The organism is Mesorhizobium sp. M7A.F.Ca.CA.001.10.2.1, from assembly GCF_003998575.1.
GTDB lineage: Bacteria > Pseudomonadota > Alphaproteobacteria > Rhizobiales > Rhizobiaceae > Mesorhizobium.
This window is the reverse complement of record NZ_RZQY01000003.1, coordinates 1-25,228: the sequence shown is the minus strand read 5'-3', so window position 1 is coordinate 25,228 and position 25,228 is coordinate 1. Positions and strand designations below refer to the sequence as shown.

Below are 25,228 nucleotides of genomic sequence, written 5' to 3'. Positions count from 1 at the left end.
CAGCGGCATGAATTTTCTGGTGACGGGCGGTGCTGGCTTTATCGGTTCGGCGGTGTGCCGGCATCTATGCGCCAACCCGGCCTATCGGGTGACCAATCTCGACAAGCTAACCTATGCGGGAAACCTGGCCTCGCTGCGGCCGATCGAGAACGCACACAATTATCGCTTCGCGCAGGCCGACATCTGCGACGAAAAGGCTGTGCTCGACATCCTCCGGCGCGACGATATCGACATCGTCATGAACCTTGCCGCCGAGAGCCATGTCGACCGCTCGATCGATGGGCCGGGCACCTTTATCGAGACCAACATCGTCGGCACCTACAAGATGCTCAATGCCGCGCTGGAATATTGGCGCGGCCTGCCCGAAGACCGGAAGAGCCATTTCCGCTTCCATCATGTCTCGACCGACGAGGTGTTCGGCGATCTTCCCTTCGACGGCGGCATGTTCGTCGAGGAAACGCCCTACGCGCCATCCTCGCCCTATTCCGCCTCGAAGGCGGCCTCGGATCATCTGGTGCGGGCCTGGCACGAAACCTATGGCCTGCCGGTCGTGCTTTCCAATTGCTCGAACAATTACGGACCCTATCACTTTCCCGAAAAGCTGATCCCGCTGGTCATCCTCAATGCGCTCGATGAAAAGCCGCTGCCGGTCTATGGCGCCGGCGCCAATGTGCGCGACTGGCTGTTCGTCGAGGATCACGCGCGCGCGCTGGAACTTGTCGCGACCAGGGGACTGCCGGGCGAAAGCTACAATGTCGGCGGCAATTCCGAGCGGACCAACCTTGGCGTCGTCGAGACGATCTGCGATCTGCTCGACGGCAGGCGGCCGCGGGCAGGGGGCAAGAGCTATCGCGACCTGATTTCCTTCGTCACCGACCGCCCCGGTCACGATCGCCGCTATGCCATCGACGCCTCGAAGATAGGCCGAGACCTGGGCTGGGCGCCCAATGAGAATTTCGACAGCGGCCTCGCCAAGACCGTCGACTGGTTTCTCGACAACAAATGGTGGTGGGGACCGATCCGCGAGCAGCGCTATGCCGGTGAACGGCTGGGCGAAGCACGCAAGGGGGCGGCGTGAGGCTGGTTGTCACCGGACGCGACGGACAGGTCGCGGCGAGCCTTCTGGAGGCCGGCCAGGCGGCCGCCGGCGTTGAGGTCATCGCCATTGGCCGTCCGCAACTCGACCTCGCAAGACCCGACACGGTGATCGAAGCGATCGCGGCCGCGAAGCCTGATATCGTCGTGTCGGCCGCCGCCTACACGGCGGTGGATCAGGCCGAGGACGAGCCCGATCTGGCATTCGCGGTGAACGCCGCCGGAGCCGGCAAGGTGGCGCAAGCAGCAAGCCGCCTGGGCGTGCCCGTCATCCATCTTTCGACCGACTATGTCTTCGACGGCACCAAGGACGCCGCCTATGTCGAGACCGACGCCACCGCACCGCGCAGCGTCTATGGCGCCTCCAAGCTTGCCGGCGAGCAGGCGGTTGCATCAGCCAATCCGCACCATCTGATCCTGCGCACGGCATGGGTCTACAGCCCGTTCGGCAAGAATTTCGTGAAAACCATGCTGCGGCTGGCCGCCGACCGCGACGAGATCGCGGTGGTGGCCGATCAGTGGGGAAATCCGACATCTGCACTTGATATCGCCGACGCAATCCTGCATGCGGCGGCACGGCTGCACGAGGGCGCCGCCGCATCCGGCATCTATCATCTGGCCGGAACCGGCGAGGCCAACTGGAGCGGCTTTGCCCGCCATATCCTCGACACAAGCCGCGTGTTGGGTGGTCCCTGGGCGCGGGTACGGGACATTGCTACGATGGACTACCCAACCAAGGCGCGCCGCCCCGCCAATTCCCGGCTATCGAGCGCGAAATTCGCGGCGGCGTTCGGCTGGAATGCACCGGACTGGCGGCAATCGACGGAAGCGGTGGTGCGCCGGCTGCTAGCCGGTGAGCCGAAACAGGCATTGACGGCATGAACAAGCACCCTTCAGCGGAAAACACGCGCGATGCCGCGCCCGTCGACGAGCCGAAGGCACGCAAGGCAAAGCCGAAAGCAGCCAAACGCACCTGCATCATGGTGCTCGGCATGCATCGCTCGGGCACCAGCGCGCTGACGAGGGCGATCAATCTGCTTGGCGCGGAACTGCCTAAGAACATGCTGGGCGCCAATCTATCCAATCCAACGGGTCACTGGGAGCCGGAGCGTCTCATTGCGCTGCACGACCAGATGCTGGACGAAGCAGGAAGCAGCTGGGATGATTGGCGATCCTTCGATCCCAACGATCTCGGCGCGCAGCGTCTGCGCTTCTACAAAGCAGAGATCGCGCGGCTGATCGACGAGGAATACGGCAGCGCGCCGTTTTTTGTGCTCAAGGAGCCGCGTATCTCACGTTTCGTGCCGCTTTATGCGGAGATCTTGAGGCGCATGCGCATCGATGTTCGGTATGTGCTGATAGACCGCAATCCGTTGGCTGTGATCGCTTCCCTGGCGAACCGAAACGGTTTCACGATGGGCTTCAGTTCGCTTCTTTGGCTTCGCCACGAATTGGAAGCCGAGCGCGCAACTAGGGGTCGGTCACGCATCTTGTTGTCTTACGAGAGTCTGCTTGATGACTGGCGACAGGGTATCGACGGGATCACTGCTACTCTCAGCCTAGACTGGCCGGTACCCGACGTGAAATGGCAGTCCCTGCTGTCTGAGCATTTCGCTACCGACAATCAGCACTTTGCCGCCAGCACTGAGTTGCTCGACGCAGACCCGCGCATCATTGACTGGGTCAAAGACGCTTATACCGCACTGATAGCGCTCAGGTCCGATGATACTGATGCAGTTGCAATAGAAATTCTTGATCGGATCAGAGCAGAGTTCGAATCTGTTTCACGAACTTTTGGCGACGCTTTTTTCCTTGAAATTGATTGCCGTCTCCGCGTGTTTCATCGGCAGAAGTTGGAACAGCAGCAATTAGCCAAACAGCGCGATGCGCGGCCCGCAAAGCAGGAACCATTCGTTTCACTTCGTGACCTGTACGATGCGCATCGCGGCAAAGTGTCGGATAAATGGTCGATCTATCTCAGCACCTATGACCATATTTTTTCAGAGTATCGAGACAGTCCGGTTCGAATCCTGGAAATCGGAGTTCAGAATGGCGGATCCCTGGAGATATGGCAGAAATATTTCCCCAATGCTGAAATAATCGTTGGCTGTGACGTCAATCTGGCTTGCGGAAATCTCGTTTTCGACAGCCGGAAGATAAAGATCTCCGTAGGTGACGCCAATACTGATGAAACGGAGCGCGACATCATCTCGATGTCGGAAAAATATGATATTATAATTGATGACGGATCGCACCTATCCTCGGATATAATACGCTCGTTCGCGCGATATTTCCCCCACCTTTCCGAAGGGGGCATGTACATCGCCGAAGATCTGCATTGCAGTTACTGGCAGGAGTTCGAGGGCGGTCTCTACGATCCGCTTTCCTCAATCTCGTTTTTCAAACGCCTGCTTGATGTAGTCAACCATGAGCATTGGGGACTGGATCGTCGTCGGGTCGATGCCTTGGCCACTTTCGCCGACAGGCACAAAGTCACATTCGATGAGGCTTCTCTCGCGTCGGTTCATTCCGTCGAGTTCTTGAACTCGCTTTGCATCGTAACGAAGCTGCCTATTCCGGAAAACGTCCTCGGCGCGCGCAACGTGCACGGGCAGGTCGCGCTCGCCGACGGGAGCGTGGTTCCTCTCGACGACACGAAGAGCAAGGCGATCGATCAAACCGGAAATCCATGGTCGTTGAAGTCAACAACCATGGAGGAGGAGATCGAAACCAACAGGAAGTTGTTGGGACATCACGGGGCACGCATCGAGGCTTTCTCCAGCGAGATAGCTGATATGCGTGAACAGATCCGGACCCACAAAGACGAGATCTCAGGCACAAGGGCACAAGTTAGCGCGAGAGACGAAGAGATCGCTCGAGAACGGGCACAGATCATTGCGAGAGACAAAGAGATCGAACTCTTGCAAGAAAATTTGTCGATGGCGCACAGGGCGACGAGTGCGCTGCTTGCGGATCGCGACGAGGCGCGATCCGAGGAAATCCGGTTGCATGAGGTTCTCGATGCCGTTTATGCCAGCACATCCTGGCGAGTGACCAAGCCTCTGCGGGGGATTGGGAGCCGCGTCCGCGCTATCGGCGATGTTCGCATAAGGGTCCGCCGCTTGGCGATTCGGGGTGCCTACGGTTGTTGGCACAATGTGCCGCTCTCCACCGACCTCAAGCGAAAATTGAAGAGAGCGGCGTTTTCGACCTTTCCTTCGCTGTTTGGCGTTACGAATGCCTACCGCGCCTGGAGAAGCATGGAGGCACCCCAAGCGCCTGTGGGCAGCAACGAGATGGTCTTGCGCGGGGCGCTGGTCAGTTCCGGCCCGATCTTCTCGCCCGAACCAGTCTATGTGCCGCTTCTCGATGCGCCGCCGTTGCTCCAGAAGCCGGTGCGCGTCATCGCGTTCTACCTGCCGCAATTCCACCCGATCCCCGAAAACGATGAATGGTGGGGACAGGACTTCACCGAATGGTCTAATGTCCGGCCCGCTGAGCCGCAATTTATCGGTCACCACCAGCCGCACGTGCCGGATACGCTCGGCTACTACGACTTGCGCGATACTGCTGTGCAGCATCGCCAGATCGAACTGGCAAGGCTCTATGGAGTGGAAGGCTTCTGCTTCTATTTTTATTGGTTCGGCGGCAAGAGGCTCCTGGAAAAGCCGCTCGAAAACTGGCTCGAGGATAAGCGCCTCGACATGCCATTCTGCGTCTGCTGGGCCAACGAGAATTGGTCGCGCCGCTGGGACGGAATGGACCAGGAGATCCTGATCGCTCAGGATCACTCCCCCCAGGATGATCTCGCGTTCATCGCCGAGGTCGCGCCCTATCTTCGTGACCCTCGCTACATCCGCATCAATGGCAAGCCGCTGTTGCTCGTCTATCGGCCAAGCCTGCTCCCGGCGGCGGCTGAGACAGCGCGGCGCTGGCGGACTTGGTGCCGGGAGAACGGCATCGGCGAGATTTTCCTGGCCTACACCCAGTCCTTCGAATCTGTGCCCCCCCATCGCTACGGGTTCGATGCCGCCGTGGAATTTCCGCCAAACAATTCCGCGCCGCCAAATGTCACGCATACAGTGACGCCGCTGCATGAGGATTTTGCCACGACCGTCTATGACTGGTCGGTATTCCCACAACGCAGCGAAACCTACTCATCCCGCAAATACAAGCTCTTCCGTTCGGTTTGCCCGGGCTGGGACAATACCGCACGCCGCAAGCGCGGCGGCACGGTGTTCATCAACAACACCCCCGAGCTGTATCGCAGATGGCTGGACAATGCCATTGAGGACACCTTGGCCCATATTAGCGAGCCATCCGAGCGGGTGGTTTTCGTCAATGCCTGGAACGAGTGGGCGGAAGGCGCTCACCTGGAGCCCGATAGCGTTAACGGCCACGCCTATCTGCAAGCGACCCGCGACGCTTTGGAGGCGGCGAAGGGGAAGTCCAAGGCCAGGATTGCAATCGTTTCCCACGACGCCCACCCGCATGGGGCGCAATTGCTGGCTCTCAATCTGGCCAAGGGATTCAAGCAGCTTGGTTTTGAGCCCGATCTCATCGTGCTGGGCGACGGTCCGCTGCTCGGCCGTTTCGCCCACGCCGCGACCGTGCACAGGATCGACTTGCCTGAACAAGGCGATGCCGATGTGTTGAAACGTCTGGCCACCATTAGAAACAACGGTGCCGAGGTCGCCGTCGTGAATACCACCGTATCCGGAAAGCTCATCCCGCTGCTGAAGCAGGCAGGGTTCCGCACCGTTTGCCTCGTCCATGAACTGCCCGGAATATTGGCGTCCTACGGTCTTGCTGACGCAGCCGCAGCCATTGTTGAGAACGCTGAAACGGTCGTTTTCCCAGCCGAGATCGTCAAAGCCGGATTCGAAGAGTTTGTTGGCCAACCGGTCAGCCAGTCGGTAGTCAGGCCGCAAGGACTCTATCTGCGTACGCCCTACCTCGCCGAGGATCGCCAGCAGGTCCGCGAGGCGGTCCGCGCACGATTAGGGCTTTCGCCAAATGCAAGCATCATCCTGTGCGCGGGCTATGCCGACCATCGCAAGGGCCTCGATCTTTTCGTTGATGCTTGCGTCAAGGTTATCGCATCCAGGCCGGATGCGGTTGCAGTCTGGGTCGGTCATGTCGATACCGTCTTTCACGCCAAGCAAATGCGACGGGTGAAGGAAGCGGGACTGGAGAGCCGCTTCGTCTTTGTCGGATTGGTGGAAAATCCGCAGGAATACTATTTCGCCGCAGATATCTATGCCTTGACCTCGCGTGAGGATCCGTTCCCCTCGGTGGTGCTCGAGGCGCTGGATGCCACAGTGCCGGTCGTTGCCTTTGAGGGCGCTGGTGGCTTCCAGGATCTGCTGAAGCGGGATTGCGGTATCCTCGTGCAGGCATTCGACACCGATGCGATGGCCGAGGTCATTGGCAATCTGCTCGACAATCCAAGTGAAGCCCGGCGTCTCGCCAGCGTTGGCCGCGATATCGTCCGCCAGGAGTTCAGCTTCAGCCATTACCTGCATGATCTGCTGATTTACGCCGAAAAGCCATTGCCGCGGGTGTCGGTCATCGTGCCTAACTACAACTACGCCCGATACCTGGGCGCACGTCTAGGCTCCATTGTCGATCAGACGATAAAGCCCTACGAGTTGATCGTGCTTGACGATGCTTCGACCGATGATAGCGTCGAAGTCATCGAGAAATTTCTGGCCGGTTGCGACATTCCATACCGGCTGGTGGCCAATGCGCAGAATTCAGGATCGGTATTCCGCCAATGGATGCGGGGGGTCGAAATGGCGCGCGGCGATTATGTCTGGATCGCCGAAGCCGACGACCTCGCCGATCCCGATTTTCTGGCCGAGCTTCTGCCCGCCTTCGAACGCGAGGAGGTGGTGATGAGCTATTGCCAGTCGCGACAGATGGACGGCGCCGGCCGGGTCTTGTCCGAACACTATCTCGACTATGTGTCGGACATCGACCGGTCTCGCTGGACGAAACCCTACGTCGTGGACGGCCGCCGGGAAATCGCCGAGGCACTTTACCTCAAGAACACCATTCCGAACGTCAGCGGCGTCTTGTTTCGAAGGGAGGCGCTCAGCAATGCGATGGCCAAACACAGCGAAGAGATCATGTCGTTGCGCAACGCCGGGGATTGGGTGACATATTTGCGTCTGCTCGAAAATGGTTCGATCGCTTTTTCCCCGCGTTCGCTCAATTCACACCGCCGGCATCAGTCGAGCGTAACCATAGGAAATTTCGATCTCAGGCACCTACAGGAGATCAGGCAGGTACAGGCCGATACAATCCGCAGCCACGATCTTGGACCTGCCGCGCTCGAACGAGCGAGCATCTACAGCCATGAACTCAGTGAACGATTTGGTATTCCAATTCAAGAATGACGACGCTGGTGACTGTGGGGAGTTAGATGTCTACAGAGCGTCGAGGAGATTTTAGTGAGAGTTCTTTTTCTGGGAGCGCCAATAGCTCCGCATCCTGATCCGCAGATTGCTTTTGAAAAGAAATTCGAAATCATTGGATATAACACCGGAAATCTTCTGATAGGGCAGTCTCTGTTCGAGGAAATTCGCTTTGAAGAGTTCGGTCAGGGGTTGGACTATTCCCCGCAAGAAGCAAACGAACGTTTCGACATCATTGCTATCGCCGCAGCAAATTTCATTTTCAAAAATTTTGATTTGTCCTACTTGGCTGACTTTATCGAGCCGACCAAGCTGCCATGCTTGGTTGCCGGCCTCGGGGCGCAAGCTTCTATCATCGGTGAAAAAGTCACAGATATCCCAGAGGGCAGTAAACGCTTCCTTCGTATCATATCGGAACGCAGCAAGACCGTGGGCGTGCGTGGCCATTTTACGGCTGAAGTCATGAATGACTTTGGGATAACGAACGTCAGAGAGGTTGGATGCCCAAGTTTGTTTCGCAAATTGCGTCCGGATTTGAAGATAAAGAGGCCAGGAAGAGACGCCGAGCTGAGGGTTGCAGTGAACGGATCACGCAACGTATTTCTTCATTCGGCCAATCCCGAAGCTGCCCGGCGCGTTGAAGCTGATCTTTTGAAATTATCCGCTCACAAAAAATATCCATATGTTCTTCAGAACGAAGAACCGGAAATGAAAATGCTACTTTCCAGAGATGGGAGAGAAGACGATTTTGGGGTCGCCCAGGCAGTGCTCGGGCAGATGAACATGGAAATGGATCCGTCGCTCTATGTAAAGCATGTCAAAGAGAACGCAAAAATGTTCTTTGATTTGGCAGAGTGGGATGCGTACATCTCGAAATTCGACTATTCGATAGGAACGCGCTTCCATGGAAATCTGATTGCATTAACCAACGGTGTTCCTGCAACCATAATTTCCCACGATTCGAGGACGACGGAAATGGCGGAACTTATGAGCATCCCGCATATCCCGGTCGATAAAGTGGGACAATTGAACGTCAACGAGCTTGTGCAGGCTGGCAACTATGATGAGTTTCAGCGCAAGTACACTGTACTATATGATCGTTTTGCCCAATTCCTTTCGGAGAATGGGGTTGCCCACCGGCTAGAATAGCACCGTGGAGCTGAACTCGGACCGAAGCAGCATTCTGTTACGGCTTCATTTTTGAAAATCCTGATGGTGCTCCATGAATTCTGATTCCTATCCAGTTTACCGCCGGGCAGGTTACTGCCCAATCTGTGAAGCCAATGTCGAGTTTTCCGCCCACTATGATTGGTATCGTGATCATCTGCTCTGCTCCAGATGTGGATCGATCCCGCGTGAGCGCGCTTTGGCTCTTACGCTCACGCGACATGTCTCTCGTTGGCGCAACCTTGTTATTCATGAATCGTCTCCCACTCCCCGCGGAATTTCTCCGAAGTTGAAGCGGGAATGTGCCGGTTATGTTGAATCGCAGTACTTTCCCGGAGAGCGTTTGGGCTCGTCCGTCAAGGGCTTCCGAAACGAGAACCTGGAGGCGCAGACATTTGGTGATGCGACTTTCGATGTCGTCGTTACACTTGATGTCATGGAGCATGTGAATATGCCGGAGCGGGTGACAAAGGAGATTGTCCGCACCCTGAAACCAGGCGGCGCTTATCTGTTCACCGTTCCCACCTACAAGGGCAAGATCGACAGTGAGCGCCGTGCGCTCTACAGGCCGGACGGAACGATCCAGCACACCGGCGAGCCGGAATATCATGGCAATCCTGTTAGCGATGCTGGTTCGCTGGTAACATTTCACTACGGCTATGACCTGCCGGAACTGATCCACCGATGGTCAGGAATGGATGTCGAGGTATGCCGTTTTCATGATCACTGGCACGGCATAATAGGCGAATTTACAGAAGTATATTTGGCACGGAAGCACGCCCGCTAACCAGGCCGAGGCTTTCGTCAGGAGCGAACGTAGTATGCAGATCGATAAGTTGGCAGCGATGTGGCAGGGCTATAGGCAGCGGGGCGTCATCCCAACGATCCACCTTGACGACGGGATGTTCAAAGGCAATCCCTTTCTTGATGACTACGACATTGTTGGCGAAAGCGTGTTGAAGGTGATCGTATCGATCTTGGCAATCGCCCGGAAAGAAGCCATTTACAATATTATGGATTTTGGATGCGGCCATGGGCGTGGCGCTCGCTACATCCGGTCACTGTTCCCTGCCGCCAAGATAACCTTCTGCGATATCGATCCGAGCTGCGTCGAATTTTGCGCCCACGAGTTCGGGGGAGATGCGGTGCTTTCGTCTGAGCATCCCTCTGACATTAAAATCCCAGGCGGCATGGATCTAATCTGGGTTGGCTCTGTCTTCACCCATGTCGATTACGAGAGAATGCAAATTCTTTTCGATAAGCTTTTTGCGGCATTGGGGCGCGGGGGGATACTGATCGCAACCTTCCGGGGGCACAACACGTACGAGATCACAAAGAACGACCCGATCCAAGCTGCTGCCCAAGCACAAATGCTGAAGGACTACGAGCAGACAGGGACTGGCTATTGGCCATACCCAAATGCCGCAGGCCAAGTTGGCATGAGCGATTGGGGACTTTCGCTTGCATCGATCGAGCGAGTTGTGGCGCTAGGCAAACGGCACGCCAATGCTCGCTTGGTCGGCTATAGCGAATCCGGATGGGCGAACGTCCACGATGTTGGCGCTTGGACGAAACGCTGAACCACCGTGTATTCGACATGGCGGTCGAGAAGTCGGTTATTCTGGTCCTCAAACTGGTGGATCAAAAGGTATCCCGTTTCCGACTGAGCGAATCTGCCAAGCACGCTGCCTCTACAGAAGCGGGTCCGTCTGCTTCCCTCGGACCAATCCAAAGATTTCGATTAAATCCCTTATCGATTGGTAACTTTTGCAAGGGCTTGCTGATTTGCGTAGCTGGGCATCTCACCGAGCCTTATCAGCGCAATGTCGCCCTGGATTTCCACACTACCGGGGGCTGGCCATACCGGCATCGCCGAAAGACGAACAATCGTCTGGTCAACCTGATCTGGGGTAGCACCGTTCAAATTGGAGTAGCCGAGCAATTTCATGTAATAAGCGATGCGCCAACCGTTGCCACCGTCCCATTCGAAGAACGAGTGGCCGACTGTCGAGCCGGGCTGCTTGGGATAGTTGGTCACAAATGGCTGGGCGCCAAACACGCTCAGAGCATAGCTGCGCTTTACATCAAAACCGCGCGCGGCCGACAGCCTGTCGAAGATGGCGCCCGCCATGAGTGTATCATGCTTGTCGACCAGATAGTTAGACGCCTGACGATAGTTCTGGGCCACCAGAATTTGGAAAATTGCCACGGCCATCAAGATGGTTGAGGCTACGCGGGTTCTCGATTCTCTGCTCGTCACCGCGACATAGGCAAACATCCAAACTGCAATCGGAACCCCGACGAGGCTCCTGACAGGCATGCTGCCCGCAGCGAGGAGGTGAAAGCCGAAGGGAATAAGCAATGAAGCGAAGGCAATTGCCGTCAACAGCAATTTCGAGCGGGGCAATTCCTTCAATAGCGCCCAACCGCCAAGGATCAACAAGAGCGGAATTGCCCACAACGCGACGTCATATGTGCGCCGGTCCAGACCATAGATCCCGCCTATCGCTCCAAGCACACGCCCAATAACTGTGGCCGGATGTTGAAGCAAAAAGCCAGGCTGGGAAAGCGAGTCGAAATACTCGTTTCTAGCGGGGGTGAACGATCTGAAAATGGCATCGCCGACGACATAGAACAATATGGCACCAGCCAGCAGAATACCGGTCCGAAGCAGGTCTTTTGGCAGCGATTCGCTCCTTCCTGCCCGTGCTTGCAGAATTGAGATCGCGATGCCCAGGACCAGAATTGCCGGTGCGAAACTCTGGTAGATCGAGATGGCGAAGGCGCCGACTCCCACAGCTCCGAGAAAGCGAGGGCTGAGTGGGGAAACCTCCTCCTTGCGGATCAGCCAAAGCGCTAGAGCGGTCGCGAACAGGCCGACGCCGATAGCGGCAATGTTTGAATAAAATTCGACGATAAAAAACCAGGTCGGGAAAGCACAGAAAATCGCAAAACATGCGTACTCAGCGATGGAGAGCTCTTGCTTGTTAATGACATCCATGACGAGGAGGTAGGCGGCCACGCAACCGGCGCCAAAGACAGCTGGAGCCAAGAAAGGCATTACCGGATGAGGAATAAGGAACCTCTCGATCAGATATGCCCCCCAGCGTCCTTGAATGATCCAGACGGATGCGTCCGTTCTGAAGGCTGTTACTTCCTCATCCACTGACAGCGGAAAGGAAGCCAGCTCGGAAAAATACATCGCGGCGAAAATCGCAAAGAGATTAATGGCTGGTCGTATTGTGCTCGGTCGCGTCAGCATGATCTGCGGAGTATCCATCGAGAAATCACGAAGTTGAGGATGGTCGTGATGGCAAGGGTGACAAAGAAGGCTGCTGCAGCATTTTGCAGAACGCTTTCAAGCGTTTTGAGGGCTGCTAGGCCGAGCACGAACACGACCGCAATCGACGCCCCGATTGCCAGTCGATCGGCGATGCCCGTGCGGCCGCCGGGAAAGACGCGATCGGGATAGAACACCATTACGAACACAAGTCCTGTCAGCCAAGCGAGCGCGTAAGACAAACTTGAGGGCAGGACGACAAGGCCGGCAAAATAGACAAGGCTGGTCAGGGCGGTATTTAGTCCGCCGGCGACAAGAAACCGGACGGCGTCTCCGCCAATGCGATCAGCGGTCATCCTGCCTGACCGTATCCAGGAAATCCGCATAGTCCCTGATGTAATCGCCAGCATCATAGTTGTGCGAAGCCATGACCAGCAATGCTGTATCGGGTTGGAATTTATACTGAATTCCCCAAATGCCGGGCGGAATGTAGAGGCCGATCGAGGGTTCGGTCAACGAAACCTCTTTTCTCTCATGGCCGTCGTCAACGACAACGGACAGGCGGCCATGGGCCGCGATCAGGAATTGATGGCACTCGCGATGCGCATGCTCACCCCTGACCTTGTCGGAGGGAACGCCATAAACCAGAAAGGACCGGGCCGGCTTAAACGGTAGGTTTGCACCGAATTCGAGCGGGGCGAGTTCGCCTCGCAGATCGCTAAAATGCGGCAGCCGCCAGAGCTCGGTACCACCCACCCCAAGCGACATTTTCTCGCCCACTGCGCCGGGGAAGGTTTGCGTCAAGGCTGGCACGATCTTCGGGCCGGTCTGGTAGCCGATGATGACTGCGGGATTTCCGACCACGACGGCGTTGGCAGGGACGCTCTTGGTCACCACGGCGCCGGCGCCGACCATCGCCTGGCGGCCGACGACAATGCCCGGCAGGATTGTGGCATTGGCGCCGATGGAAGCGCCGTCCTCGATCGTGGTCAGCAGAAACGCCTCGGGATATCCCTTGGAGCGTGGGAAGCGATCATTGGTGAAGGTCGCATTCGGGCCGACAAACACACGATTGCCCAGGCGCACCCCGTCCCACAGTTGGACGCCGCTCTTGACAGTCACGTCATCGCCGACGATCACGTCGTTCTCGATGAAGACGTGATCGCAGATGTTGCAGTTCGAGCCGAGCACGGCCCCAGGCAGCACGTGAGCGAAGGCCCAAATACGCGTTCCGTCGCCGACATGGGAGCTTTCGCAGATACCCCGTTCGTGCACGAAAAATGGCTTGGCGTTCATTTCGCTGTTCCGTCAACGACGCGGCTGATGATCCGAAGTGGGCGCGATTTGGTGTTTTCAACTGCCCGCCAGAGATAGCAACCAAGAATCCCTTGGACTAGAAGACTGGCCGAACCGAAGCCCGTGATCAGCAGCACCAGTGTCGTATAGCCAGCGGGGTCTATATTGCCAAGTAGCCGTGCAATCACGGTAACGACTGCAAATAGGAGACTTAGCGCACAGCCGGCAAATCCTACCCAGAGGGTGAGCATTATCGGAAAATCAGAGAACGAGAAAATGCTGTCCATCATGTATCGGAACCGCCGTGCCATGCCCCAGGCGCTTGTTCCGTGCTTTCGTTCGCGCCGCCGATAAGGCACGAATTCCCGCCTGAAGCCGACCCAGAAAAGTTGTATGACAAGCGAGCTGTTCGGCTCCTCGATCGAGAGGATCGCTTCCAGAACCTGACGGTTGCAGGCGAAGATATCCACTCCGCCACTCGGCATGCTGGGCAGGACGAGCCTGCGGTAGGCCGACCAGAAAGCCCTCGACAGAAATTTGGTCAAGGGCGGATCGCTACGCCCGGTTCGCTGCCCAAACACGACGTCAGCCTCGTCCTTTTCCAGCTTCGAAAAGAATTCGACGATCAGTTCAGGCGGCTCCTGCAGGTCGGCGGCCATCGCAGCGACCTGGTCACCCGAAGCGTGTTCGAGCCCGGTTCGAATAGCAGTGAACGAACCAAAGTTCCGGCTATGGAAGATGATCTTGTAATCATAGCCCGAGCCTTTCAATTCCTTGATCAGCAGCGGGCCGGATTCGTCCGGCGACCCGTCGACGACGAAGACGAACTCGATGTCGCTATGATATCTGGAGTGGAAATCGGCGACTGCGCCCAGGAGGGAAGGGATGTTCGCCTGATTTCGATAGATCGGGAAAACGATCGAGCGTGTTGTCACATTGTCTCCCATTCGCGGAGGGCCAGGCAAACCCGCTCTACCTCGTCGTCCCTCATATCGGGATAGCAGGGGACCGAACAGAGACGGCTGACGCTGGCCCTCGATACGGTGAGATTTTCGCTCCCCATCATCGGTAAGTCCGCCCAGCCGACCTGGTCGCAATCCAGCACAGGGTAGTGTATGTCAGTGTCGATGCCGCGCTCTTTCATGAACGCCCTGAAGGCGTCCCGGTCGTCGCAAAGCGCGACCGCGAGGTGCGCGACAGCGCCTTCGCCACCTTCCAGGAACTGGAATCGACGCCCGGCAACCGACTTGTACTGGTCTAGGATGCCACGCCGCTGCTGGTTGCGTCTATCCACATCGCCCAGCAAAACGTCCAGTATCGCGGCTTGAACTTCATCCATGCGGGAGTTGCGGCCGTTGGGCACGCCGACATGATATTTTGAACTCCAGCCATATTGTTGCAGTTGCCGTACATGCGCGGCGGTTGCCGTGTCGGAGGTAAGAACAGCGCCGCCGTCCCCCATGGCTCCGAGATTTTTGGTTGGGTAAAAGCTGAACGTGGAGATATCCCCCAGCGAGCCTGCAACGTCGCTTCCGATTCTCGCCCCGTGCGCCTGCGCGCAATCTTCCACGATTGGAATGTGCGAGAGGCCAGCCTGCTCAAGTCCGTCCCGGATGGCGCGGACATCAACGACGCCACCATAGAGGTGGGTGGCGACGATCGCAGCGGTGTCTGCGCTGGCTGCTTTCAGTACCGATTGAAGGGCTATGAGTTGGCTGGCTGGTTCGATATCGACATAGTGCGGAACGAGATCATTCTGCCAGCAGGCACAACTGGCATAGCCCCCCGCATTGGCGGCGACGATCACCTCGCGCCCGTCGTAGCGCTTGGTCACTGCGGCCAATGCAAGTTCGAGCGCATCCGTCCCGTTGGCCACGAGAACGCATTCCGAAACACCTATGAATCTGGAAAAATTTGCCGCAAACCTTTTGCCGATAGCGCCATTGAGCCACCATCCCGAACGTAGCGTGTTCACTACCTCACTCTCGATTTCGACCTGGTAGCGCTGATACAGGCGCTTCAGATCATTCATCGGAACAGATTCTTGTCTCGTCATCGGTAACTCAACGGCTCGAGCGCAATTCATTTTAGTAACGTCCGCAGGGCGCAACGTTGGCATACTCAACTACAGCAGGTGCGACGAATTGGAATCTGAACTGCGAGCAAATAGTATCCGGGAAGAGTACCTTTAAGACTTAGCTCGCGTTCCAGCCCTCTTTGCAGGTTTCGTCGTGAAGGCTTCGACCCTTCCGTTCTTAAGCGTCATTCTTTTCGTACATACGCTTTCGAGCAGGCTCTCATTGTGGGTCGCCAGGACGATGATGCCTGCCTTCTCTGCCAGTTCATCCATGCGTCGTTTGGCTTTTTCCTGAAACGCGGCGTCGCCGGCGCCGATCCACTCGTCCATCAGCAGAATTTCGGGGTCAAGCGCTGTAGCCGCAGAGAAAGCAAGACGAGCGGCCATACCCTGGCTATAGGTTTTGAAAGGGACATCGATAAAGTCGCCAAGTTCGCTGAAGGCGATGATCTCCGGCATTTTTTCTTGGATCTCGGCCTCGGTCCACCCGCTGATCAAACCCCTCAGAACAATGTTTCGCCGCCCCGTCGCTTCGGGGCGAAATCCTATGTTGATGTTGAACAAAGCGTCGACTTTGCCTTCGATGGCTACTATGCCGGACGATGGCTGATAGATGCCGTACAACACCTTGAGCAGTGTCGTCTTGCCGGCCCCGTTTGGGCCGACCAAGCCTAACCGATCGCCTGCTTTGAGTTCAAAGCTGACATCTTCCAGCGCCTGCACGACCTGCTTGCCGCCGGAACGTCCGATTTTGCCTCCAAGACCACCCAGGCGCCGGTCAGGCGCCGTAAGCGTCAACTTTTCGTAGAGGCGGTAGGCGAGGCTGACATTGTCCAGCTTGATGGAAATCATTTTGAGCTCAGATCAGGAAAACGACGCGCTTGCGATATCCGCCCAGCAGCAGCAACGCAACCGCCCAGAAAGCCAAAGAGATGTAGGCGGTCACAGCAAAGGCATGCATTGGGAAGTCGCCGCTCGCGATTGGCGCGCGCACCACTTCCAGAAAATATGTGAACGGATTCCAATGATAGGCATAGTTCTGTATACCGCCTTGCCCATGATAGGCCCAGAAGACTGGCGTAAGAAACGTACCGACCCGCATGATGTTGCCGACGATGAACTGGGCATCGGGAAAGAATGCACCCAGGAATGCGAAAACCGTTACGATTGCAGGGGTCGCGAGCACAATCAGCAATAACCCCGGGACAGACAATAGCCACTCAGCGCTGATTCCCAAGCCGCTCAGCAGCAGGATGACGATGCAACCCGCCACCGAATAGCTCGCTCGGATGACACATTGCACCGTCAGCCGCATCACATACACGAAGAGTGGCAGCCTCGTGCCTTGAATGAAACTGGCTTCGCGGGAGAACAGGGGCACGCTCAGGCTGATCATCTCCATGAGGTAGAACCAGACAACCAGGCCGATCGAAGCATAGGCCGTGTATCCGGCCGAATCCGTGTCTTTGGTCTTGAAAACGAAGATGAAAGTGCCAATGAATGCCAGATAATTGACCAGCATCCAAAGCGGGCCGAGCGTCGTGCGTCTGTGCTGATCGCCGATGTCCTCGTGGGCAAGCGCGATCCAGACCCGGTGTAATCTCATGGCCTTTGAGATGTCGTCAAAAGCGCCGTTTAGTGCCGCAATCATAGCTGGGAGTATCGCAATCCGTTGTTCTGGCGCATTATTCTTCGCTGGCCATAGCGAACCACCAAGCCCGTCTCTAATAGCCATTTCGATGGGCATATGGCAACGCATTGCGTCGTAACGCGGTGGGGAGCAGAGTCAACTGCGGCAAAACTGAGCGCATGCTGATGCTGCGTGGCTTATCTATTAGCGTTTGATAATGTTGACTTTACGGCAATCGCCCGAGCATGATCCATGTTCTCCACTGGAAGCCTCTTGTCCGAAAAAAAACCTCTAGCTATGCCCCCGCCCCCGAAGTATGCGATATAGGACGGCGGGGGCCGGGGATAGCACTTGAGCAAGGTGATTGGTCGCGAAGTAACTTCGTGTTCGCACCTCGCTGGTGTCGATGCCCTTGAGCCTGGAGTCTAGTGCCGTCCAATGAATTCCCACCTAGAAGCTGTGTTCGGGCTCAGGCCACAGATGCGGCGCGCCTTCATCATGGTCCAGGACGTGGTCATGGTCCTGGTCGCCGTGGCACTCAGCCTCGTGCTTTCGCGGTCTAATCTTTCGTTCGACGCGCTCTCCAAGGAGGGTCTGGCGACATGGGCGGGCATCGTCGTCATCAGCCATTTGCTGTTCCGCTACAGTGGCCTCTACACCACCGTCTGGCGCTTCGCCTCGACGCCGGACTTTTTCAACATCCTGAAGAGCTGCGCGATTTTGACGTTCACTCTTTACATGGCATCGCTGCTGCTGCGTTTTTACCGGCCGGTGGCGGGGCTCAACGAGCGTCAGTTCATCGTCTTCTTCCTCGTCTCCTTCACCATCATATCGGCACCCCGGCTATTCTACCGCTTCCTGCGTGACGGCGCGAGCTGGGGCATTCTTGGCCGCAAGTCCGATGATACTGAGCCCAAGCGCGCGCTGTTCGTTGGCCGGCTCGGCGAGGCCGACCTGATCATTCGCTTCACGCGCACGGCGCAACCGGCTGACTATTCCATCGCAGGCATCATGGCGACCGAGCGCGGCGCGCCATTGGGCACGCGGATTCAGGGTGTTCCCGTGGTGGCGACCCTGCCGCGTCTGATCGATGTCCTGGAAGATTACGCGACCGGCACCAAAAGCCTGGACCTGCTGATTTTCGGCAGCGGCGCCGAGCACGAAATCGAGGACTATTCGGAACTCGTGCGCATTGCCCGGCACGGCGACATAAATGTGGTGCAGTTCTCAGGCCTTTCGGAGTTGGAACAGCACGGAAAGCTGGTTCTCGACACCGTCGAGATGGAAACGATCCTGCGCCGTCCGGCGGTCGCGTCCGACATCCAGCGCATCGGCGCCTTTGTCAGCGGCAGACGCGTTCTGGTGACCGGCGGCGCCGGTTCTATCGGCCAGACGCTGGTCAAGCGGTCGCTGGAACTGGGAGCCGAGGCGGTGCTGGTCGCCGACAACTCCGAGTTCGGCATCTTCCAGCTGAGCCAGTATGTTGACGAGAAGGACCATGACCGACTCAAGGTCCGCATCGTCGATGTCTCCGACCGGCGCCAGATAATGCGTGTCGTCACGGAATTCCGGCCGGACATCATCTTTCACGCCGCGGCGCTCAAGCACGTGCCGCTGCTCGAGGAGAACTGGGATTCGGCCATTCAAACCAACATTTTCGGAACGCTCGTCTGCGCCGAGGTTGCCGCCAAGTGCGGGGTTGCGCAATTTGTCCTGATATCGAGCGACAAGGCGGTGGATCCCTCATCGGTGCTTGGCATGACGAAGCGGGCCGCCGAACAGATCATCAGTGCCTTGCACGGCACGCCGGCAGGCGAGACGGGCGGGCGCCTCCCGGCCACCAAGTTCATTGCAGTGCGGTTCGGCAATGTCTTCGGCAGCAATGGTTCGGTGGCGACCATATTCCAGGCGCAGATCGAGGCTGGGGGGCCCGTCACCATCACCGACCGGCGCATGACGCGCTATTTCATGACCGTGGCCGAAGCCGTCGATCTCGTCATCATGTCGGCGGCCGATGCCGGGTCGCGGCAGAGCGGAGACGATTATGCCGTCTATATGCTCGACATGGGCAAGCCGGTGCCGATCCTTGAAGTGGCCGAAACGATGATCCGCTTGTCCGGAAAGAGCCCATACAAGGACATCGCGATCCGGTTCACGGGCATCAGGCCGGGCGAAAAACTTCACGAAACGCTGCATGGCGAAGACGAGGAACTCGTCGAACTCGGCATCTCGAAGGTTTTCGGTCTCAGCACGGACGTCGTGGAATGGTCGGATGTCCAGGTCGCGCTCTCGGCCCTGCAGCAGTCGGCGAAAAATCAGGACAAGGCTGCCGCGCTCGCCGCATTGGCAGGTCTCGACCGCGCCAAGAAGGCCAGGGCAAGTGCACGTCAAGACGCGATCCCGAAAACGGCGGGGCAGGCGAGCTAGGCCCGGTTCAGAATTCAGAAAGCGATCTTGCTCGTGAGCAAAGATGATCTGCGCATCGCGGTCCTGATGGGCACGAAAGACGGCGCCGCCTTCATCGAGGAGCAGCTGCAGTCCCTGCTCGAGCAGTCGCACCCTCTGGTCGACTTGTGGATTTCAGACGATGGCTCCACCGATGGCACGACCGCCATCATCGAGACATGGAAATCCCGCTGGCGGCCCAAGGGGCGGATGACGCTGGTAGAGGGGCCGCGGCAAGGCTTCGCCGCCAATTTCCGCTCCATGATCGTCGACCGACGCATCGAGGCGGACTGCTATGCCTTCTGCGACCAGGACGATATCTGGGAGCCCGACAGGCTGGAGAGCGCTATCAGCTGGATGCGGACCCAAGATGCGAAAACCCCGCTGATGTTTTGTTCGCGAACCGCAACCATGACGGAAACAGGAAGCCTTGTCGGCCATTCGCCGCTGTTTGCCCGGCCGCCATCCTTTCGCAACGCGCTTGTGCAAAGCATCGCCGGCGGCAACACAATCCTGCTCAACGCCGCGGCACGCGACCTGCTGGCCAGGGCCTCCACGCGGACCGGGTTCGTCAGCCATGACTGGTGGGCCTATCTCATCGTGACCGCCGCCGGCGGCATCGTCCGCTACGATCCGCAGCCGCTGGTGCGCTACCGGCAGCACGCGGCGAACCTGGTCGGCGCCAACGTGTCCTGGAAAGCAAGGTTCTCCCGGCTTGGCCGCCTGTTCAAGGGGGAATTCGCCGGCTGGACGGACCTCAACCTCGACGGTCTCGCCGTCAATCGCGATCTCCTGACCGAGGACGCGACGGCGTGCCTCGACCTTTTCATCCGCGGGCGCAACGGTGGCCTTTCCCGCCGCTTGGCAGGCTTGCGCCAAAGCGGCGTCTATCGGCAGACCGTTTCCGGAAACATTGGGCTCTATCTCGCCTTCATCCTGGGGCGCATCTGAACATTGCGACGGCTGCGTGGCGCGCTTGGTCAAGAGATCGGCTCATGCTACGTCGACCGGATTGACGGCATTGGCCTGCGGCGTTGCCTCGGGACTTCGGCAGGGAGCACTATCGGCCGTTCATGAAGGCAGCCAAGCAAATCTTCGATATTGCCGGTGCGGCTCTGCTGCTGGTGGCGACATCTCCTGTCTTGGCGCTCACCGTCCTTGCCGTTCGAGCATCGTCGCCGGGCCCGGCTATTTTTTCACAGGTGCGGGTCGGCCGTGACGGTCGGCTTTTTCGCTGCCACAAGTTGCGCACCATGTATGTCGGGACGCCGTCACTACCCTCGCATGAGGCGCCGGCGGATTCCGTGACATCGGTCGGGAAGGTCCTACGGAAGTTCAAGCTCGACGAGCTGCCGCAATTCTGGAATGTCCTGAAGGGCGAAATGAGCCTGGTCGGGCCGCGCCCCTGCCTGCCGACCCAAACCGAGTTGATCGAGTGTCGCAGGCGGCTGGGGGTTTTGGCGGCGCTGCCGGGCATAACCGGCCTGGCCCAGATCAGGGGCATCGACATGTCGAACCCGGAGCTTTTGGCCGAAACGGATGCTGCCTACCTCCGCACTGCGTCGTTCTGGCTCGACCTTCGGATCCTGTTTGGAACGCTCTACCGCAGACCATGATCCCAAAAAGTGGAAGCCGGTTTTTGGAAAAGATCATGGTCAAGCAAGAAAGTCAGGATCTACCGAGCCGCGCCAGCTCGACCAGCCGCTCGAGCGTGCCGGCTTCAGGCGTCCACCCCTGCGATACCAGCAGGGCGGGGTCGCATATCTGTGTCGCGGTCAGGCTGTCCCAGAACGCCCGCCTGCCGAGCGCGGCCACGACCGGCCGTATCAGACCGGCCGGCACAGCCATCAGGCGCACAGGCCGCCCCAAACCTCTGCGAAAGGCGGCGATGATGGCCTCGGCGGCGACCGGCGGCACATCGGCGCCGACATAGATCGGGCGAAGCGGTCCGGAATGGCTGAGCAGGTGCGACACTGCTCGCACCGCGGCCTCGGAAGACATCAGCGAGCGGATTCCGGTCAAGGCACCCGTCGGCAGCGGCAGCGGCGTATCGGCAAGGCGCATCAGCGTTGCCAGATTCCCCCTCATGCCGCTTCCATAAACCGGAGGCAGGCGCAACACGGCGGCGTCCGAGCGGCCGTGTAACGCGTAGGCGTCCAAAACCTTGATCTCGCCTTCGCGCTTCGAGCGTCCATAGGCGCATTGTGGGGCAGGAAGCGTGTCCTCGTCGATCGTTGCGCTGACATGCGCGCCGATCACCGCTCGGATCGAGGAGAGATGGATGAAACGTCCGCTTATCTGGGCGGCCGCGGCATGCGCCAGCCTTGCGCTCAGTTCCACATTGGCCGCCTGGTAATCGGCTTCGGTTGCATTTCCCTGATCATTGTTGAGGCCGGCGCAATGGACGACGTCAGTAATATGCCGGGTCAGTTCCAGGAAGGCGGCGGCCGGCGCATCGAAGCCGGGCATCGGCACAGTCTCGTTCTCCGAACCAAGCCTCTCGGGATGGCGGGAGGCGAGGCGAAGCTCGGCACCGGCTTCGCGAAGGTGGCGCACGACAAGGCGCCCGATGAAACCTGTCGCGCCCGTGACCAGAACCTTCATGGCCTTACCCGAAACAGCTCTCTGGTGACTGATGGAAGTGCTCGCTCTTCCATCACTGGTGCAAGTGCCTGCTCTTCCAACAAAGGAACATGGCGTCCGGAGGCGAGATATGTTCCGCTCACCATGAAGACCATCAGCACCGAGTCCAGAATGTCATGGCCGATCAGGATGCCTGTCATTCCGGCCGTCAGATAGGTGATCACCACGACAACAATCATGGTCGCGCCGAACCGCTCGCTCGGATCGTTGCTGTTTCGCAAGACCCGGGCGGCATTTCCGGCGGCAACGATAAAGATCGCCGCCAGCGTCACGGCACCCAGAATTCCCGCTTGCACCAAGGCGGTCAGGAAGCCGTTGTGAAAATGGTTGAAGCCTGTGTCCATCGCGAACTGCTCATGAAAGCCCTGCTTGATCAGATGCTGGGTTGCACCCACACCGTGCCCGAACAGTGGCATGTCATGGAATGCTTTGAGGCCGATCTCCCAAAGCGCAACACGTATTCCCAACGAGGTGTCGTAATTGCCGCCAGCCCCAAGCGCACCCCAATCGGAGCGCAAAAAGTCGACCCGCCCGGATATCGCCTGGAAGCTGGAAGCGGCGATCACGACGCCGACCGCTGCCAGCAGCAGCAGCAGGCGAACGGCATTCCTGCCTCTGAGCCTGTGCCGGTTGATCAGCATGACGGCGATGCCGGCGATCAGCAGTGCCAGCCAGACGATACGCGAGCCGGAATAGATGACGGCGATCGTCCCGGCCAGTGCCGCGTAGAAGAGTGGGGTCCGGGCTTGCTCAACACCGGACAAGGCGCCAGCCACACACATCACCACGGCAAGGCACACCACGGTTGCGAAGACGATCGGATTTCCGGCTCCCCCCTCGGCCCTGACGCCAATCCAATATTGCTGGATGACGGCCATGAGCAGCGCGGCAAAACAGGCGGCCATGCTGGAAAGCACGATGATGCGGGTAAGCGTGGTTTTCTGCGTGATGCTCCAGGTCGAATAGGACACGGGAAAAAACAGGAAGGTGACGAGCGGGATAAGATGTGGCGCATCACGGGCGAACGAATTGTTGACGATGGAAGCCAGGAGATTGGAGGCGCAGTAGGCATAGATCGCGACCGTCAACCAGATCATGGGCCGGTCGGCGTTGAAGCGCCTTTTCCGTAAAGCAATCAGCAGGGCTGACGAAAGGCCTCCGCCAGCGAATACAAAGCTGACCACCGATCCCAGTACCGGTGGAAAAAAGAAGCAAAGGACGGAGAAGTAGTTGTTGATCCGCGAAGGCGTGAATTGCTGTCTCAGGGGTGAAAGCCGGGTCAATTTTCGGGCTCGCTGTCTTCGGCAAGTTTCATGCGGCGGATCTTGTTTAGCGAAGTTGAATACGCTCGCCTCGAAATTGCCCATGATGCACTTGCCCACTTCCCGAGGCTGGTATAGCGGCTGCCCCCCATTTTCGATAGTGTATAGGGCAGATTGCCACCGAAAAGCGGCGGCAGGCGCGGGCCGACCAGAGGAAGTCCCTTGAAAGCCGCAGCTGATCCATTCAAGCAATATTTTCCCCGCGTTTTCTGGGCCGTTGAGCTTGCAGGCAGGAATTTCCGGATTTGCCGGCATCTGTGGAAAATTCATTCTCGAACCATGTGCGGCCGGGTCAGTACAGCATTGTTCTTGATAATGGCGATCTGCTAGAACGCCGGCACGAGAAGATTGTCCAGAAACAAGGCTCGAACCGGGTGCGAAGAGCTCGATGATTTGAGGCAAGGTCTTCTGTTGGAAGATACGAAAGAACGCCCACGGCCCATGACAACAGCGCTTACGCATCTTCAACGGCTTGAAGCCGAGTCCATCCATATATTCCGTGAGGTTGCGGCCGCTTTTGCCAAGCCGGTCATGCTCTATTCGGTTGGCAAGGATTCATCCGTGTTGATGCATCTGGCGATGAAGGCGTTTTATCCCGCCAAGCCGCCGTTCCCCTTTCTTCACGTCGACACGACGTGGAAGTTCCGCGAGATGATCGCCTTTCGCGATCAGATGGCGCAGAAACTCGGCTTCGATCTCCTGGTTCATGTCAATGAAGACGGCGTGCGCGACAACATCAATCCCTTCGACCATGGTTCGAACACCCACACCCATGTCATGAAGACCGTGGCGCTGCGCCAGGCGCTCGACAAATACGGTTTCGATGCGGCCTTTGGCGGCGCTCGTCGCGACGAGGAGAAATCGCGCGCCAAGGAGCGCATCTTTTCCTTCCGCAACGCCCAGCATGTGTGGGATCCGAAGAACCAGCGCCCCGAAATGTGGAAGATATTCAACACCCGCATCGCATCGGGTGAATCGATCCGCGTCTTTCCGCTGTCGAACTGGACCGAACTCGATATCTGGCAGTACATCCTGCAGGAAAGTATCCCGATCGTGCCGCTCTATTTCGCCAAGGAACGACCGGTGGTGGAACGCGACGGCATGCTGATCCTGCGGGACGACGAGCGCATGAAACTGCGCCCCGGCGAGACGGTGGAGAACAGGCTGGTGCGGTTCCGCACGCTTGGCTGCTATCCGCTGACCGGCGCCATCGAATCGGATGCCGACACGCTGGAAGCCATCGTCGGCGAAATGCTGACGGCACGCACGTCCGAACGGCAGGGTCGCCTGATCGATCGCGATGAAGCCGGCTCGATGGAAAAGAAGAAGCGCGAGGGGTACTTTTGACCATGCGCCACATCATGGCAAAGAGCCTCGCCCCCACCGACGGCGTTCGCGACTATCTGGCGGCGCAGGAGAAGAAGTCGCTGCTGCGCTTCCTGACCTGCGGCTCGGTCGATGACGGCAAGTCGACGCTGATCGGGCGCCTGCTGTCCGATACCAAGCAGATTTTCGAGGACCAACTCGCCGCGCTCGAACGCGATTCGCGCAAGCATGGAACGACGGGCGACGACATTGATTTCGCGCTGCTGGTCGACGGTCTGGAGGCCGAGCGCGAGCAAGGCATCACCATCGACGTCGCTTACCGCTTCTTCGCCACGCCGAAACGCAAATTCATCGTTGCCGACACACCTGGCCACGAGCAATACACCCGCAACATGGCCACCGGCGCCTCGACCGCCGACCTGGCGATCGTGCTGATCGATGCCCGGCAGGGTGTGCTTCGCCAGACAAGGCGGCATTCGATCATCGCCTCGCTGCTCGGCATCCGCCACGTCGTGCTGGCCGTCAACA

20 protein-coding genes are annotated in these 25,228 nt (G+C 58.2%); 11 read left to right on the top strand and 9 right to left on the bottom strand.

Going from position 1 to position 25,228, the window contains the following annotated elements; translation table 11 throughout:
* Window positions 1-7: 7 nt before the first annotated feature.
* The 6 genes from rfbB to EN964_RS00420 all read left to right on the top strand — a co-directional run bounded on the left by rfbB (window position 8) and on the right by EN964_RS00420 (window position 10,261).
* Window positions 8-1,078, top strand: coding sequence for a dTDP-glucose 4,6-dehydratase (rfbB, locus tag EN964_RS00445; RefSeq protein WP_127272411.1), 1,071 nt, complete (start codon window positions 8-10; stop codon window positions 1,076-1,078).
* Entirely contained in the window at window positions 1,075-1,977 is a 903-nt protein-coding gene (rfbD, locus tag EN964_RS00440) for a dTDP-4-dehydrorhamnose reductase (RefSeq protein ID WP_127268902.1), read from the top strand. The genes rfbB and rfbD overlap by 4 nt, the downstream gene beginning before the upstream one ends.
* A complete protein-coding gene (locus tag EN964_RS00435; protein WP_127273099.1) occupies window positions 1,974-7,496 on the top strand; it encodes a glycoside hydrolase family 99-like domain-containing protein in 5,523 nt (1,840 codons plus the stop codon). Before rfbD ends, EN964_RS00435 begins: the two co-directional genes overlap by 4 nt.
* A 54-nt stretch (window positions 7,497-7,550) precedes the next feature.
* Entirely contained in the window at window positions 7,551-8,663 is a 1,113-nt protein-coding gene (locus tag EN964_RS00430; protein ID WP_164748974.1) for a polysaccharide pyruvyl transferase family protein, read from the top strand.
* Window positions 8,664-8,736: 73 nt separating this feature from the next.
* Window positions 8,737-9,468: a class I SAM-dependent methyltransferase gene (locus tag EN964_RS00425; RefSeq protein ID WP_127271277.1), complete on the top strand. Its 732-nt coding sequence runs from the start codon at window positions 8,737-8,739 to the stop codon at window positions 9,466-9,468.
* A gap of 34 nt (window positions 9,469-9,502) precedes the next feature.
* Window positions 9,503-10,261: a trans-aconitate 2-methyltransferase gene (locus EN964_RS00420; RefSeq protein ID WP_127271275.1), complete on the top strand. Its 759-nt coding sequence runs from the start codon at window positions 9,503-9,505 to the stop codon at window positions 10,259-10,261.
* 170 nt (window positions 10,262-10,431) lie between these two features.
* Here EN964_RS00420 and EN964_RS00415 read toward each other — a convergent pair whose 3' ends face one another.
* From EN964_RS00415 to EN964_RS00385, 7 genes are all read right to left on the bottom strand, one after another.
* On the bottom strand, window positions 10,432-11,961 hold the full coding sequence (locus tag EN964_RS00415) for a glucosyltransferase domain-containing protein (RefSeq protein ID WP_127272216.1): 1,530 nt from the start codon (window positions 11,959-11,961) through the stop codon (window positions 10,432-10,434).
* Window positions 11,937-12,317, bottom strand: coding sequence for a GtrA family protein (locus EN964_RS00410; protein WP_164748973.1), 381 nt, complete (start codon window positions 12,315-12,317; stop codon window positions 11,937-11,939). Before EN964_RS00410 ends, EN964_RS00415 begins: the two co-directional genes overlap by 25 nt.
* Complete coding sequence (locus EN964_RS00405) at window positions 12,307-13,257, bottom strand: WxcM-like domain-containing protein (RefSeq protein WP_127270265.1); 951 nt, start codon at window positions 13,255-13,257, stop codon at window positions 12,307-12,309. The genes EN964_RS00410 and EN964_RS00405 overlap by 11 nt, the downstream gene beginning before the upstream one ends.
* Entirely contained in the window at window positions 13,254-14,192 is a 939-nt protein-coding gene (locus EN964_RS00400; protein ID WP_206517162.1) for a glycosyltransferase family 2 protein, read from the bottom strand. The genes EN964_RS00405 and EN964_RS00400 overlap by 4 nt, the downstream gene beginning before the upstream one ends.
* Window positions 14,189-15,289, bottom strand: coding sequence for a DegT/DnrJ/EryC1/StrS aminotransferase family protein (locus tag EN964_RS00395; protein ID WP_164748809.1), 1,101 nt, complete (start codon window positions 15,287-15,289; stop codon window positions 14,189-14,191). The genes EN964_RS00400 and EN964_RS00395 overlap by 4 nt, the downstream gene beginning before the upstream one ends.
* 156 nt (window positions 15,290-15,445) lie before the next feature.
* Window positions 15,446-16,186: an ABC transporter ATP-binding protein gene (locus tag EN964_RS00390; RefSeq protein WP_127272218.1), complete on the bottom strand. Its 741-nt coding sequence runs from the start codon at window positions 16,184-16,186 to the stop codon at window positions 15,446-15,448.
* A gap of 7 nt (window positions 16,187-16,193) precedes the next feature.
* Window positions 16,194-17,081, bottom strand: coding sequence for an ABC transporter permease (locus EN964_RS00385; protein ID WP_236382859.1), 888 nt, complete (start codon window positions 17,079-17,081; stop codon window positions 16,194-16,196).
* A 321-nt stretch (window positions 17,082-17,402) separates the two neighbouring features.
* On the opposite strand from EN964_RS00385, the gene EN964_RS00380 reads away from it, so the two are divergent.
* The 3 genes from EN964_RS00380 to EN964_RS00370 all read left to right on the top strand — a co-directional run bounded on the left by EN964_RS00380 (window position 17,403) and on the right by EN964_RS00370 (window position 21,025).
* Window positions 17,403-19,391 (top strand): nucleoside-diphosphate sugar epimerase/dehydratase, encoded by a 1,989-nt coding sequence (locus EN964_RS00380; RefSeq protein WP_164748808.1) that lies wholly within the window; start codon window positions 17,403-17,405, stop codon window positions 19,389-19,391.
* Between the two features lie 33 nt (window positions 19,392-19,424).
* On the top strand, window positions 19,425-20,360 hold the full coding sequence (locus EN964_RS00375; protein WP_127272219.1) for a glycosyltransferase family 2 protein: 936 nt from the start codon (window positions 19,425-19,427) through the stop codon (window positions 20,358-20,360).
* 122 nt (window positions 20,361-20,482) lie between these two features.
* Window positions 20,483-21,025 carry a sugar transferase gene (locus tag EN964_RS00370; RefSeq protein ID WP_127271926.1) on the top strand — a complete coding sequence of 181 codons (543 nt, stop codon included), beginning with the start codon at window positions 20,483-20,485 and terminating at the stop codon, window positions 21,023-21,025.
* Window positions 21,026-21,077: 52 nt separating this feature from the next.
* Here the strand turns inward: EN964_RS00370 and EN964_RS00365 are convergent, their stop codons facing one another.
* Both EN964_RS00365 and EN964_RS00360 read right to left on the bottom strand, forming a co-directional pair.
* Window positions 21,078-22,013, bottom strand: coding sequence for an NAD-dependent epimerase/dehydratase family protein (locus EN964_RS00365; protein WP_127270009.1), 936 nt, complete (start codon window positions 22,011-22,013; stop codon window positions 21,078-21,080).
* The gene (locus EN964_RS00360) at window positions 22,010-23,335 is read right to left on the bottom strand and encodes an O-antigen ligase (RefSeq protein WP_127270015.1); all 1,326 of its coding nucleotides are present in this window, start codon (window positions 23,333-23,335) and stop codon (window positions 22,010-22,012) included. The genes EN964_RS00365 and EN964_RS00360 overlap by 4 nt, the downstream gene beginning before the upstream one ends.
* Before the next feature lie 480 nt (window positions 23,336-23,815).
* Here EN964_RS00360 and cysD point away from each other — a divergent pair, with 480 nt between their 5' ends.
* Together cysD and EN964_RS00350 are read left to right on the top strand one after the other, a co-directional pair.
* Window positions 23,816-24,721, top strand: coding sequence for a sulfate adenylyltransferase subunit CysD (gene cysD, locus EN964_RS00355; protein WP_027035869.1), 906 nt, complete (start codon window positions 23,816-23,818; stop codon window positions 24,719-24,721).
* 2 nt (window positions 24,722-24,723) lie between these two features.
* Window positions 24,724-25,228, top strand: a 505-nt coding sequence (locus EN964_RS00350) for a GTP-binding protein (protein WP_206528683.1), incomplete at its 3' end; no start/stop codon positions are given.

Coding starts and splice junctions, on each gene's coding strand:
- rfbB (WP_127272411.1), top strand. CDS start 8: ATGAATTTTCTGGTGACGGGCGGTGCTGGCTTTATCGGTTCGGCGGTG.
- EN964_RS00435 (WP_127273099.1), top strand. CDS start 1,974: ATGAACAAGCACCCTTCAGCGGAAAACACGCGCGATGCCGCGCCCGTC.
- EN964_RS00425 (WP_127271277.1), top strand. CDS start 8,737: ATGAATTCTGATTCCTATCCAGTTTACCGCCGGGCAGGTTACTGCCCA.
- EN964_RS00420 (WP_127271275.1), top strand. CDS start 9,503: ATGCAGATCGATAAGTTGGCAGCGATGTGGCAGGGCTATAGGCAGCGG.
- EN964_RS00415 (WP_127272216.1), bottom strand. CDS start 11,961: ATGGATACTCCGCAGATCATGCTGACGCGACCGAGCACAATACGACCA.
- EN964_RS00410 (WP_164748973.1), bottom strand. CDS start 12,317: ATGACCGCTGATCGCATTGGCGGAGACGCCGTCCGGTTTCTTGTCGCC.
- EN964_RS00405 (WP_127270265.1), bottom strand. CDS start 13,257: ATGAACGCCAAGCCATTTTTCGTGCACGAACGGGGTATCTGCGAAAGC.
- EN964_RS00395 (WP_164748809.1), bottom strand. CDS start 15,289: ATGAATGATCTGAAGCGCCTGTATCAGCGCTACCAGGTCGAAATCGAG.
- EN964_RS00390 (WP_127272218.1), bottom strand. CDS start 16,186: ATGATTTCCATCAAGCTGGACAATGTCAGCCTCGCCTACCGCCTCTAC.
- EN964_RS00385 (WP_236382859.1), bottom strand. CDS start 17,081: ATGCCCATCGAAATGGCTATTAGAGACGGGCTTGGTGGTTCGCTATGG.
- EN964_RS00380 (WP_164748808.1), top strand. CDS start 17,403: ATGAATTCCCACCTAGAAGCTGTGTTCGGGCTCAGGCCACAGATGCGG.
- EN964_RS00370 (WP_127271926.1), top strand. CDS start 20,483: ATGAAGGCAGCCAAGCAAATCTTCGATATTGCCGGTGCGGCTCTGCTG.
- EN964_RS00365 (WP_127270009.1), bottom strand. CDS start 22,013: ATGAAGGTTCTGGTCACGGGCGCGACAGGTTTCATCGGGCGCCTTGTC.
- cysD (WP_027035869.1), top strand. CDS start 23,816: ATGACAACAGCGCTTACGCATCTTCAACGGCTTGAAGCCGAGTCCATC.